Source organism: Paenibacillus sp. FSL M8-0142 (genome assembly GCF_038597315.1).
Taxonomy (GTDB): domain Bacteria; phylum Bacillota; class Bacilli; order Paenibacillales; family Paenibacillaceae; genus Paenibacillus_AQ; species Paenibacillus_AQ lactis.
Genome location: NZ_CP152008.1, coordinates 4,850,660 through 4,864,136, shown reverse-complemented (window position 1 = coordinate 4,864,136; position 13,477 = coordinate 4,850,660). Strand labels below are relative to the sequence as shown.

Below are 13,477 nucleotides of genomic sequence, written 5' to 3'. Positions count from 1 at the left end.
TCATGCCGTGAACGACAGATCACGGATAGTATATGCCGAAAGGAGGACATTCCCGTGTTTGACCAGTCCTACGGATTGCGGTTTGATATTTATGAGCGTATTAATTTGGCGGAAGAGCTGCCGGGAATCGAAGAATTAGAGGAAGCGGAACTGATCCCGCATATTCAAGTCATCAGTCAGCAGGATCAGGCTACGCTCCGGGGGCATCTGCTTCTGGCGGGCGTGTATAAAGGCGATACCGAGACCGGAGAATCGGAGCCGCTGGAGCACTGGATTCCGGTCGAAATCACCGTCCCGATGAACCGGGTATCGTCGCTGGATGACATTGCAGTCGAGATCGAAAACTTCGATATTGATCTGTTATCGAGGCGTAGTCTTAACATCACCGGCGTTCTGTCGCTCAGAGGCATTCAGGCAGCGGCCCCGGGAGTCCGGGATCAGGCTTGGGCGAATGAGGAATTCACGGTGGTACATGCTCCCGAGCCGTCCGGCACGCAAACGGCTGGAGAACCGGCGGCAGAGGCGGGGTACGAGCCGTTCCAAGCCAATGAGGAGCCTTCCGGGAGCAATGATGCTGCTGCCTCGCATCCAAGCGAAACAGCGCCTTTTGTCAACTTCCGGGCCAGCATCCAGGAGCAGGAGGAGCGGACGCAGCAGTATTTGGCATCATGGGCCCAGTACGAGAATCAAATCCGCCGCGAAGAAGAGCCGGCTTCGGACACCCGCATGGCGGCAGCAGCTGATGATGCCGATGCGCGTGATACGGTAGAATACGCCTTACATAATGATCCGGAGCCTGCCGCCCAGGAAGCGGAGCCTTCGGTTCCAAGTGTATGGCAATTTGAACGCAAGGCGGAGCCAGAGCCTGCTCCTGAAGCGCAAGCAGAGGAAGTGGCATCGGCGTTTCCGGGCGTAGTCGACCGCAAGGGGGACGGCGTGGAGGCTGTGCCGGACCTGCAAGCTGTTGATGCAGGGGTTCAGGAAACGTACGAAGCGCCGGAGCCTGCTGACAGCGCGGCAGAGGAGGCGGAAGTTGTCCTGAAGGCCGAGGAGCCGTCCGATCCGGGCAAGCCGGAGCTGAAGGTCGCATTTTCGACGAAGGGCAGCGATGCTGCAGCTTCTTCAGGCGTAGGATTTTCTTCACTGCTGCATTCCAGCCGGCTTGTGCAGGACCAGGAGATTGCCGCCCTGGATGAGGAAGAGAAGGCCGAGGAATTGGCGGAGCCCGCCTCAACCGAGGATGTCGAATGGAAGAGCTTGTTCCTGGGCAACCGTAGGGAGGAAACGCCGTTCCGGAAGGTGCGGATGTGCATCGTTCAGCGGGAAGAGACGCTGGATATTATTGCGGAGAGGTATCAGCTTTCGCCGCGCGAGCTCTTGCTGTACAATCGGATGTCCGAGCAGAATGTGGAGGAAGGGCAAGTCCTTTACATTCCTCAGTAAATCTGCAAAAACCCGATCGCAGGACAAAGCCTGCGCTGCATCAGAGCGTTCCCTTGCATGGCATTTGCAAGGGAACGCTCTTTTTTTATTTCGGCCATTTCCGAGCGCAAGCAGGTATGGAGCAGCAAAATGCCGGAAATACTCGATATATTGACTATATTGCACAACCGCGTTATATTTGAATAGAATATGTACAGGTATTTCTAAAGTGAACAACGTTGAACGGGAAGAGTAGGAAGATATGGCCTTCAGAGAGCGGAATTGCTGTAATAGGCGCTGTGAAATTCCGCAGGAACCAGCTTGCCCAATGTCGCCCGGGAGTTGCGTGCTTGAACCGGAGCATCCATGATGCTAAGCCGGTCAGAGCCCGCCGGCTGCAGCCGTTATCTGCGTAAAGTGTCGCGCTTCAAGCTCTTCAATGATACAGCACGGTAAGGAACGGAGTTCCTGACGGCTGCTAAGCGCGAAACAAAGGTGGTACCGCGAGAGAACAGTCTTTCGTCCTTTGAGGACGAAGGGCTTTTTTTGTTTTCACGCCGCCGATGTGATATTAACGCCCTGCTTGGGCGGCTAAAACATTTTGGGATGGCAAAACTGATTAACAGTGACGGAGGTACGAAAATATGGAAGAAAAGCAAACGCAATCTCAGACGCAAATGCCGACGACGTATGACCCGAAGGCTGCGGAGCAAAAATGGTACCCTTATTGGAAGGAAGGCGGCTATTTCGAAGCGGGCAAGCGTCCGGACGCGAAGCCCTATACGATCGTAATCCCGCCTCCGAACGTGACGGGAATGCTTCATATCGGCCATGCTCTTGATTTCACGCTGCAAGATATCCTGATCCGCTTCAAACGCATGCAGGGCTACGATGCGTTGTGGCTCCCCGGCTCCGACCATGCGGGAATTGCTACGCAGGCGAAGGTAGAGCAGAAGCTCCGTGAGGAAGGCGTTACCCGCTACGATCTCGGCCGCGAGAAATTCCTCGAGAAGGTATGGGAGTGGAAGGAGCTGTACGCCGGCACCATTCGCGATCAATGGTCGAAGATCGGTCTGTCCCTCGATTACTCCAGGGAACGCTTTACGATGGACGAAGGGCTGTCGGACGCGGTTCGCCAGGTGTTCGTCAAGCTTTATGAAAAAGGGCTGATTTACCGCGGCAAGCGGATCATCAATTGGGACCCGGCTGCCCGGACCGCTCTGTCCGATATTGAAGTAGAATATAAAGAAGTGAACGGGCATCTGTATCATCTGGAATATCCGCTCAAAGACGGCAGCGGCTCCATCACGGTCGCGACGACCCGTCCGGAGACGATGCTCGGCGATACGGCTGTCGCCGTTCATCCGGAGGATGAGCGCTATAAGGATATGATTGGCAAAACTTTGGTTCTGCCGATCGTGGGGCGTGAAATTCCGGTCATTGCCGATGAGTATGTGGAGAAGGAATTCGGCAGCGGCGCCGTGAAAATTACGCCGGCGCATGATCCGAACGATTTTGAGATGGGACTGCGGCATAATTTGCCTCAAATTACGGTGATGGACGAGTCGGGAACGATGAACGAGTTTGCCGGCCGGTATGAAGGTCTGGACCGCAGTGAATGCCGTAAGCAAATCGTCAATGATCTCAAGGAGTCCGGCGTTCTTATCCGGATCGAAGACCATGTTCACCAGGTTGGACACAGCGAGCGAAGCGGTGCGGTGGTAGAGCCTTATTTGTCAACGCAATGGTTTGTTAAAATGCAGCCGCTTGCCGAAGCGGCAATCGAGGCACAGAAGTCCGGCAATGGGGTAAACTTCGTTCCTGAACGGTTCGAGCGCACCTATCTGCACTGGATGGAGAACGTCCGCGACTGGTGCATTTCCCGGCAATTGTGGTGGGGGCATCGGATTCCGGCCTGGTATTCCGAATCCACCGGCGAAGTCGTTGTCGCAATGAACGAGGAAGAAGCGCGCGCGAAGCTCGGCAAGGATGATCTGAGACAGGATGAGGACGTGCTGGATACGTGGTTCAGCTCGGCATTATGGCCGTTCTCGACGATGGGATGGCCGAACGAGGACAGCGAGGACCTGAAGCGCTACTATCCGACCAGCGTACTCGTAACCGGATATGACATCATTCCGTTCTGGGTATCGCGGATGATTTTCCAAGGGCTTGAATTTACGGGGCAAATGCCGTTTAAGGATACGTTGATCCACGGCTTGGTTCGTGACAGCGAAGGCCGCAAAATGTCGAAATCGCTGGGCAACGGCATCGATCCGCTTGAGGTCATCGAGAAGTACGGCGCAGATGCGATGCGTTACATGATTTCGACAGGCAGCACACCGGGGCAGGATCTGCGGTTCCGCTGGGAGCGCGTCGAGCAGGCACGGAACTTCGCCAACAAAATTTGGAACGCATCCCGCTTTGCGCTCATGAATCTGGAGGGCTTCACCGCCGCCGATATTGATATTTCCGGGGAGCTCGGCACCGCCGATCGCTGGATTCTGCATCGACTCAACGAAACTTCCCGCGATATTACGCGTCTAATTGATGCCTACGAATTTGGCGAAACCGGTCGACTGCTCTACAATTTCATCTGGGATGATCTGTGCGATTGGTATATTGAATTTGCGAAGCTGTCCCTCTATGGCGAGGATCAGGCAGCCAAGAAAAAGACGCAATCGGTGCTTGCTTACGTGCTGGATCGCACGATGCGCCTGATTCATCCGTTCATGCCGTTCATCTCGGAGGAAATCTGGCAGCATCTGCCGCATGAGGGCGAGACCGTGATGCTGGCTTCCTGGCCGGTCTATGATCCGGCGTTCGAGAATCCGGAGTCGGTTGCGGAAATGAACCTGCTGATGGATGTCATTCGTGCGGTCCGCAACATCCGGGCCGAAGTGAATGTGCCGATGAGCAAAAAGGTCGAGCTCCTGCTCAAGCCGGTGAACGAGCAGATCGCGGGCATTATCGACCGCAACGCCGATTATATCCGCCGATTCTGCAATACGTCGGAATACCAGTCCTCGCTCGGGCTGGCAACGCCGGAGAAGGCCATGACTGCGGTTGTTACCGGTGTTGAATTATTCCTGCCGCTGGCGGGATTGATCGATATTGCGCAGGAGATCGCCCGTCTGGAGAAGGAGATTCAGCATCTGAACAGCGAGGTCGAACGGGTGGAGAAGAAGCTGAACAACCCCGGCTTCGTATCCAAGGCGCCTGAAAAAGTCATTGAAGAAGAACGCGCGAAGCTGGCAGATTATTCGGATAAACGCAGCAAGGTCATCGCGCGTATTGAAGAATTGAGAGGCTAAACAGCTTATGAATCTGGACCAGAAGGTGAAATCGATGGGGGATCATTCGGGAGCTGCCGTTGCAGCTCCATTCCAAACGTATGAGGAAGCGGTAGATTGGATCAACGGGTTAGTGGCATTCGGGATTCGTCCGGGCATGGAACGGATCCAGCAGCTGATGCAGCGGCTTGGTCATCCCGAGCGCCGCTTGAAATTTATCCATGTGGCCGGGACGAACGGCAAGGGGTCGACCTGTGCGTTTCTGACGAAGACGCTGCTCCAAGGCGGATTCTCCGTCGGAACGTATACGTCCCCTTATATCACGAAGTTTACAAACCGGTTCCAATATAACGGCGAAGACATTCCCGAGGAGACGCTGCTTGCGCTTGCTAACCGCTTGCAGCCGCTCGTTGAGGAAATCGCGCAATCAGGCCTTGGTTCACCGACCATGTTCGAGGTGTCTACGGCACTGGCCATCCTGTATTACGCCGAGGTGAGCTATCCCGACGTCGTGGTATGGGAGACCGGGCTGGGCGGCCGCCTCGATGTGACCAACATCGTGCATCCGATCGTATCGGTGATCACGAATATCGGGATGGATCACACCGACGTTCTGGGGGACACCATTGAGGAGATCGCAAGGGAAAAGGCCGGCATTATTAAGCCCGGCGTGCCGGTGGTAAGCACCGTCACGCAGCCGGAGGCCATAGCGATTCTGAAGGAGACGGTGGAGCGGAACCGGACGACGCTGTATCTGGCCGGTGAGCAATTCACCTATGAACGCCTTCGCAGCGATGAAGAAGGCCAGACCTTCCATTTCCAAGGACCGTTCCGGAGCATGGATATCAATATATCCATGCAGGGAGAGCATCAATGCGCGAATGCCGCGCTGTCGATGATGACTTTGGAAGTCCTTCGCCAGTACATGGCTTTTATCGTGGAGGATGATGATCTGCGCCAAGGCTTTAAGGAGACATTCTGGGCGGGAAGACTGGAGCTTGTGCAGAGCTCGCCGCGGATCGTTCTCGACGGGGCGCATAATCCGGAAGGGGCGGAGGCGCTGGCCAAAAGCCTGCCGCAGATCTATAAATACCGGAAGCTGAACTTGATGATGGGAATGCTGGCGAATAAGCATCATGATTCGTATTTGCAGCATATACTGCCAATAGTGGATACGCTTATCCTGACCGAACCGGATTTCCGGAAGAAATTGGACGCCAAGGCGTTAGGGGACATCGTAGAGCAGGTGAGGGAGCAATATGCGAAACGTACACTGCAAATCATCATAGAACCAAATTGGAAAAACGCACTTGAAGAGTTGAAGTCACGGACGGAAGCGGAGGATCTTGGGGTGGTGTCGGGCACGTTGTACCTGATTGCCGACGTGCGTTCCAGCCTCCTGGGCCTTTCCGATTCTGAAAAAGGTTGGTGATATCTGTTGAATACATCAGAACATGTTCATTTCATCGGAATTGGCGGCTATGGGATGAGCGCCATTGCACGAGTTATGCTGGAGATGGGTTATAAAGTCACGGGTTCTGACGTGGCATCTCAGGAATTGACAGAAAAGCTGGCGGCCAAAGGCGCCAAAATATATATCGGACATACGGCGGAGCAGGTGAAGGGAGCAGATCTCGTCGTCTACTCGACCGCATTGTCCAAGGATAATGTGGAGCGAGTCGAGGCGGAGAAGCTCAATATTCCTGTTCTTCACCGCGCCCAGATGCTGGCCCGCCTGCTGAATGAACGCAAGGGTGTGGCCGTTGCGGGGGCGCACGGCAAAACGACCACTTCATCGATGATCGCCCTCGTCATGGAAGAGTGCGGAGCGGATCCGACATTCATCATCGGCGGCGAAATCATGAACGTCGGCACGAATGCCAAAGCCGGCGAAGGCGAGCATGTCGTAGCGGAAGCGGACGAGAGCGACGGCTCATTCCTGCAATATCATCCATGGCTTGGCGTCGTGCTCAACATCGAAGCCGATCATCTTGAAAACTACGATGGCGACTTCAATCGTCTGAAAGCGGCCTATGTGCAGTTCCTCAGCCAGATCAAAGAGGACGGCACGGCGGTCGTATGTGCGGACGACGCGAATATCCAGGCCATTCTACCGGAGCTGCGCTGCAACGTGACGACGTACGGCATTCATTCGGATGCCGATTATACGGCGACCCAGCTTGTGCTGGGCGATCGTCATGTCAGCTTCAAGATGCTTCACCGTGGACAGGAGCTGGGAACGGTCGAATTGTCCGTGCCCGGCAAGCATAATGTTTATAATGCGATGGCAACGGTTATCAGCTGCCTGAAAGCCGGCATTTCATTCGAAGCGATCGCAAGAGCGATCGTGAAGTTCAACGGGGCGAAGCGCCGTTTCCAGGTGCTAGGGGAATCGAACGGCATCCTGGTGATCGACGATTACGCTCATCATCCGACGGAGATTGAAGCGACCATCAGCGCCGCCAAAGCGACGGGCAAGCGAATTATTGCCGTCTTCCAGCCGCAGCGGTATTCAAGAACCTTCTTCCTCCTGGATGCGTTCAGCCGAGCCTTCGGTGACGCGGATGAGGTGATCATTACAGACATTTATTCCCCGGCCGGCGAGAAGCAAATCGAGGGCATCAGCTCGGCAAAGCTGGTCGAATTGATCGTGCAGAACAGCAATCCGGGCGCGCGCTATTTGCCGACGAAGGAAGATGTCCTGAGCGACTTGAAGGACCGGGTCAAGGACGGAGACCTTGTCCTCACGATGGGGGCAGGCGACATCTGGAAGGTTGGAGCGGCACTCGCGGAATCCATAAAAGGCAAGTAAGATTACGATTAAACCATGCCGTCAGGCGCGAGCTTATGCACTTCAGAGCATAGCTCACCGGATCCTGACGCGTCAGGGCCCGTTTTCCTTTGTTCGGACACGAACACGGTGAAACGGGCCCTTATTTGTTCTTTTCTCAGCCGCACATAACTTGCCAAGCCCTATCATATAGCTAGGTATAGAGAGGACAAGTGAGGTGTGTGAATATGAACAAAGCGCGGATGACCATCCGTTTTGACCATGACCCTCCCAAACCGAATCATCGGAACGGCAGGGGCATGCAGGAAAAGCCCTGCACGAATGAACTGGGGGTTTCAAACTGGAATACGCCCAGCGATTGGGATTTCGAGAGACTGGGGATGGAGGATGATGGAGCACCCGGAAGCTGGAATTCAAACGGCTTCATCGACCATTCGGCTTCATCGGCCGATCCCAAACCAGAGCATCTGCGCGTTGTTCATCCCGAGGCAAAGACGGATCAGCCGGATGCGTTGGATGATCGGAGGCTGCGCAGCAGCCGGGACTCCACGCGAAGAGGACGGCTGGCCGAGGAGAGAAGGCGGCTTCAGGCTGCCAATGAGCAATTGGCAGGCAATGGCAATCCGGAGCACCCGGATCCATATCAGGATCTTCCTGAGGTATGGGATGGCGGCGCGATTGACTCCCACTCCCGTACGGGAAAATTCTCAGCAGTACCTCCGCAGCAAGATCCATGGGAAAGCGGACAACAGGACGGGGTTTTCTATGAGGGAACACAGGGAGATGATTACAGCTATTACCGGACGAAGCGGCCGACGTCCTTCTGGAAGATGGCGGCTGCGGTCAGTGCAGCGGTCATCACCGGGTTAATGTTCGGGTACATGGTTCTGACGATGTTTAACGGCGGCGCCGGCAGCAGTACCAATGGGGATATATCGGCGCCAGGGACGGGCAGTGAGACGGTGATTGAAAACGAAGAGGGAACGGGTGAAAGCACGGGGGCACCGGCACCTTCCGGACAACAGCCTGCCACGGCCGTGCAAATTCCGGGATCGACCTTCTATATGCTGCAGTACGGTGTTTTCAGCACGCCCGAGCGCGTGGAGCAGGCGAAGAGCGAGCTGCTGGCGGCAGGAATCGCGGCCGGAGGGGATCCGAATGAGGAAAATCGGGTCTATGCGGGCATATCGCCGAATCGGGAACAGGCCAAGCTGCTGAGCAATCAGCTCAAGGCCGAAGGGGTCGAGCTCTACGTGCGGGAAATTTCTTTGCCGCAGGCCGAGCCCCGGGTGTATTCCGGTGAAGCGAAGACGCTTACGGACTATTTTACGGTCAGCGGCCAGCTGGTCTCCGAGCTGAGCGCGCTGTCTGCTTCTCTATTGGGCCAACAGGAGGGGGGAGGGCCGGCAGCCGCGGAAGCGATGAAGAGCGTGACAAACCTCCATCAGCAGTGGATCCAATCGGTCAAGCAGCTGTCTGAAGGACTGGGACCGGAGTCTCTGGCCGTGCTCCCAATGATGGAACAATCCATGAATGGATCGGTTATGGCGCTCTCCGAATATATCAAAAATCAATCCAAGGGGCATTTGTGGGAGATTCAAACAGGCATGATGAACTATATCATGGGCCAGAAGAAGCTCCTGGACGGCCTATAATTTCAAATCATCGTAAAATCCGGCAAGGAATTGGAAATAGTTCCCCCTGCCGGATTTCTGTTTGTATTGCTTATCGATTCACCGTATAATAATTAGGGTGTCAAAAAATGGCGAGGGAAGAGGATGCATGAAGAAAAATAAAGGAATGCTCATCTTATTTTTGCTGTTAGGGTGGCTTGCCGGCACATGGATCGCGAAGGCGCTTGAGCCGGTTAAGGCGGTGTCGTTTCTAACGGCGTCTACGCCCATCAAGTGGTCCCCTTCAGCCGACCTTGACATCATCATTTACGACATTAACCTTGAACTTCATTTCAGCCTGCTTAGTCTGCTGGGCATCATTGCAGCGATCTGGCTATACCGCAGGCTCTAAGACATGACAAAGGAGACTATCCCCCTTGAAAGAGAAGAGAAATCGCCGTATAATACTGGCTTCGACCTCTCCTCGGCGCCAGGAGCTGATCGCCTCCCTTCGAATTCCATTCGATATCGTGCCGAGTGAAGCGAATGAGGATACGCCTGCAGAATGGTCCCCGGACCGGATTGTAGAATCGCTGGCTCTGCGTAAGGCGGAGGCGGTTCACCGCAAGCTGAATACGGACCAGGGCGGCGGGATTATCGTCGGAAGCGACACGGTTGTTGTACTGGAGGATCTCGTGCTGGGGAAACCGGTGGATCATGACGATGCGGTGCGAATGCTGACCATGCTTCAGGGACGCGCTCACCGGGTATTTACGGGAGTTGCATGCATCGATCTGGCATCGGGCGCGATCAAGGTGTCTCACCGCGAAACCAAAGTGAGCATGAAACGCTTGAGTCCGGATGCGGTTGAAGCTTATGTAAGGAGCGGCGAACCGATGGACAAGGCCGGTGCGTATGCGATTCAGGGCCTTGGAGCAACGCTTATCGAAGGTATTGAGGGCGACTATTTTAATGTCGTCGGCCTTCCGCTTTCTCTGCTGTCGGACATGCTGTCTGAGATGGGGATGGATGTACTACCGAATCGTAGATATAAAGGCTGATCGGTTCGCTGTCCTTGGGAGCACCCGGGGCAAGCTGAAACCGATTGATTTTATTCTTAGAAAGTAGGGGAATCTATGGAGTCGCCAACATTATTGCTGCGCGACATCCCCCATGACGAACGACCAAGAGAACGCATGATGCATTATGGGGCGAGCGCACTGAGCCATGCGGAATTGCTGGCGATATTGCTTCGAACAGGAACCCGCCAGGAATCTGCCGTACATATAGCGCAGCGGCTGCTTAAGGAAGCCGGAGGAATCCGGCAGCTCGTGGACCTCAGCATCGAAGAACTTACGCAAATTAAAGGAATTGGAACCGCCAAGGCCGTTCAGCTGAAGGCTGGCATAGAGCTTGGACGGCGATTGGCGGCATCCAGGCATGTGGAGCCTGTCATTATACGCAATCCGCATGATGCAGCGGAGCTGCTCAGTGAACAGATGCGATATTTGCAGAAAGAGCATTTTGTCTGCTTGTTTTTAAATACGAAGAATCACGTCATTGCCCAGGAAACGTTATCGATGGGGAGCCTCAACGCTTCCATCGTTCATCCCCGCGAGGTGTTCAGAGCGGCTATCAAATGCAGCAGTGCGTCGCTGGTATGCGCGCACAACCATCCAAGCGGAGATCCGACGCCCAGCCCGGAAGACATTTCCCTTACCTCCCGTCTGGTGGAGGCGGGACAGATTGTCGGGATCGACGTGCTGGATCATCTGATTATCGGGGACGGATCGTTCGTAAGTTTGAAGGAACGGGGCTTGATGTAATATAATAGTTCAGATTGAGGAAGAAAGGGAGATACATCATGTTGGGTGGTTTTACAAAAGATTTGGGAATCGATTTGGGGACGGCGAATACGCTGGTCTATGTCCGCGGTAAAGGAATTGTCGTGAGGGAGCCGTCTGTGGTTGCACTGCGTACGGATACAAAGACGATTGAGGCGGTCGGCGAGTCCGCAAAGAAAATGATCGGACGTACGCCGGGCAACATCCGTGCCATCCGTCCGATGAAGGACGGCGTCATTGCAGATTTTGATACGACGGCAACGATGATTAAGTATTTTATTCGCCAAGCGCAGAAGCAGCGCTCCGTTTTCCCGCGCCATCCGAATGTGATGGTCTGTGTTCCTTCGGGCATTACGGCGGTTGAACAGCGTGCGGTAGAGGATGCAACCAAGCAAGCCGGCGCACGCGAGGCGTATATCATTGAGGAGCCGTTCGCGGCCGCGATCGGCGCGGACCTGCCTGTATGGGAGCCGACCGGCAGCATGGTAGTCGATATCGGAGGCGGCACCACCGAGGTTGCGGTTATCTCGCTCGGCGGCATCGTAACGAGCCGTTCGGTTCGCGTTGCCGGCGATGAGATGGATGATTCTATTATTTCCTATATCAAACGACAATATAATCTGATGATCGGTGAGCGCACCGCCGAGCTGTTGAAGATGGAAGTCGGCTCCGCCATGCCGCTTGAAACGGTGGAAACGATGGAAATCCGCGGGCGCGACCTCGTAACCGGTCTGCCGAAGACCATTACGATTACGTCCGATGAGATTAGCGAAGCGCTGGCTGACACGATCAACGCCATCGTGGATGCGGTGAAGGTTACGCTGGAGAAATGTCCTCCGGAGCTTGCTGCGGATATTATGGACCGCGGTATCGTCCTGACCGGCGGCGGCGCGCTGCTGCGCAACCTGGACAAGCTGCTTGCCGAAGAGACCGGCATGCCGGTGATCGTTGCCGAGAATCCGCTGGACTGCGTGGCGATCGGTACGGGCAAGGCGCTCGAAAACATCCACCTGTTCAAATCCCGGAGCAGCTCTGCCGTCCGTTCCAAACGGTAGACCCAAGATGCGTGTAAACCCCTAATGTTGGGAGAGAAAAACAGTAAGGTTAGAGGGTGTTGCAACTGTTTAAGCTGCTAGGCAACAAGCGCTTGTTCATCATGCTCATCGGGCTCGTGGCGTTTATCGCGATCATGGGATTTACGCTCGGTCCGAGAGCTTCTTTATCTTGGCCTGAGAAATTCGTTAAAGATACGGTCGGTTTTGTGCAAAGCGTATTTTACAAGCCCGCTGCCTATATAGCGGGTTTCTTTGAAGACGTGCGGAATATGAAGGCGGTCTATGAGGAGAATGAAGAGCTTCGTAGGGCGGTTGCGCAGTATTCGCGAGAGAGTGCGAATTACAATACGATAAAAGCGAAGTACGAGAGGCTTCGGGATAATCTCCGATTTACGCAAAACCAGAAAAACCGGGATAAATATGATTACCGTACGGCAGAGGTGATCGCTGTCAATTCGGATCCGAACAACCGGACGCTTGTCGTCAATTTGGGCGAGCGCGACGGCATCCGGCCGAACATGTCGGTCACTACGGTTGACGGCATGGTGGGCATCGTAAGCAACGTGAGCAATTTCACCTCCACGGTGAAGCTGCTGACAACGATGGATGCCCAGGACCCGAATCCGCAGCCGATCTCGGTTACGGCGATCGGCAAGGAGGACAAAACCTTCGGCATCGTGGAAACTTACGACGAGAAGACCAACACGCTGCTCATGACACGGGTTGCGGAGGATGATCCGATTGCGGAAGGAGACAAGATTATTTCGTCCGGCGCGGGCGGCGTCATTCCGCCGGGCCTGATCATTGGAACCGTAGATAGCGTCCAGATCAGCCAATTCGGGCAGAGCAGAACCGCAACGATTACGCCTGCCGCCAAATTCGAGGACTGGAGATATGTCATTATCGTGGTTACCCCAGAGGAGCCGAAATGATGGCGCGCAAGCAGATTCTCATTCTCCTGTTGTTCGTTTTGTTCATCCTGCAAGGCACGGTGTTCTTCTGGTTAACGCCGAGCTCGCTGCAGCTGCAGATCTATCCTAATTTTGTTCTGGTCGCCATATTTTTCGTCTCGATCTATTATCACCGCCATACCGGCCTTGTGCTCGGACTTATATTCGGTATGCTTCATGACATCGTATACTACGGCGAAATGATCGGCACTTATTCTTTTGCTATGGGCATATCCGCATATTTGCTGGGACTTGTGTTCAAGGCGCCGCGTGCTCCGCTGCCGATGATGATGACGATCGTCATCTTGGGAAGCCTGCTGTTCGATAGCACGCTGTTTGGTATCTACAAGGTATTCCGGCTTAATCCGACCTCTTACAATTGGTCGCTGCTGCATCATATGCTGCCGAATCTCCTCGTTCACTTTGCCTTTGCTTTGGCGATTTATGTCCCGGTCCGCAAGCAGCTGGAGCTGATCGCGAAATATCAGCGAAGAAAGACTGCTTCCTAA

11 protein-coding genes and 1 other annotated feature are annotated in these 13,477 nt (G+C 54.7%); all 11 genes read left to right on the top strand.

Annotated features, from left to right (window positions below; translation table 11 throughout):
- The first annotated feature begins 54 nt into the window (after positions 1-54).
- The 11 genes from NSQ46_RS22410 (at position 55) to mreD (ending at position 13,477) form a co-directional block, all read left to right on the top strand.
- Positions 55-1,443, top strand: a complete 1,389-nt coding sequence (locus NSQ46_RS22410) for a LysM peptidoglycan-binding domain-containing protein (RefSeq protein ID WP_340901194.1) — start codon at positions 55-57, stop codon at positions 1,441-1,443.
- Between the two features lie 209 nt (positions 1,444-1,652).
- Positions 1,653-1,952 (top strand) — a binding site (T-box leader).
- A 114-nt stretch (positions 1,953-2,066) separates the two neighbouring features.
- The gene (locus tag NSQ46_RS22405) at positions 2,067-4,736 is read left to right on the top strand and encodes a valine--tRNA ligase (RefSeq protein ID WP_007130734.1); all 2,670 of its coding nucleotides are present in this window, start codon (positions 2,067-2,069) and stop codon (positions 4,734-4,736) included.
- Positions 4,737-4,743: 7 nt separating this feature from the next.
- Positions 4,744-6,147 carry a folylpolyglutamate synthase/dihydrofolate synthase family protein gene (locus NSQ46_RS22400; protein ID WP_245256068.1) on the top strand — a complete coding sequence of 468 codons (1,404 nt, stop codon included), beginning with the start codon at positions 4,744-4,746 and terminating at the stop codon, positions 6,145-6,147.
- 6 nt (positions 6,148-6,153) lie between these two features.
- Entirely contained in the window at positions 6,154-7,527 is a 1,374-nt protein-coding gene (murC, locus tag NSQ46_RS22395; RefSeq protein WP_028406582.1) for a UDP-N-acetylmuramate--L-alanine ligase, read from the top strand.
- A 206-nt stretch (positions 7,528-7,733) separates the two neighbouring features.
- Positions 7,734-9,161, top strand: a complete 1,428-nt coding sequence (locus NSQ46_RS22390; RefSeq protein WP_251537038.1) for an SPOR domain-containing protein — start codon at positions 7,734-7,736, stop codon at positions 9,159-9,161.
- Positions 9,162-9,288: 127 nt separating this feature from the next.
- Complete coding sequence (locus tag NSQ46_RS22385; RefSeq protein ID WP_007130730.1) at positions 9,289-9,531, top strand: DUF4321 domain-containing protein; 243 nt, start codon at positions 9,289-9,291, stop codon at positions 9,529-9,531.
- A 25-nt stretch (positions 9,532-9,556) separates the two neighbouring features.
- The gene (locus NSQ46_RS22380) at positions 9,557-10,180 is read left to right on the top strand and encodes a Maf family protein (protein WP_251537036.1); all 624 of its coding nucleotides are present in this window, start codon (positions 9,557-9,559) and stop codon (positions 10,178-10,180) included.
- 75 nt (positions 10,181-10,255) lie between these two features.
- Positions 10,256-10,945 carry a DNA repair protein RadC gene (gene radC / locus NSQ46_RS22375; RefSeq protein WP_007130728.1) on the top strand — a complete coding sequence of 230 codons (690 nt, stop codon included), beginning with the start codon at positions 10,256-10,258 and terminating at the stop codon, positions 10,943-10,945.
- A 38-nt stretch (positions 10,946-10,983) separates the two neighbouring features.
- A complete protein-coding gene (locus NSQ46_RS22370) occupies positions 10,984-12,018 on the top strand; it encodes a rod shape-determining protein (RefSeq protein ID WP_007130727.1) in 1,035 nt (344 codons plus the stop codon).
- 56 nt (positions 12,019-12,074) lie between these two features.
- On the top strand, positions 12,075-12,950 hold the full coding sequence (gene mreC / locus NSQ46_RS22365) for a rod shape-determining protein MreC (protein ID WP_007130726.1): 876 nt from the start codon (positions 12,075-12,077) through the stop codon (positions 12,948-12,950).
- On the top strand, positions 12,950-13,477 hold the full coding sequence (gene mreD / locus NSQ46_RS22360; RefSeq protein WP_100085239.1) for a rod shape-determining protein MreD: 528 nt from the start codon (positions 12,950-12,952) through the stop codon (positions 13,475-13,477). Before mreC ends, mreD begins: the two co-directional genes overlap by 1 nt.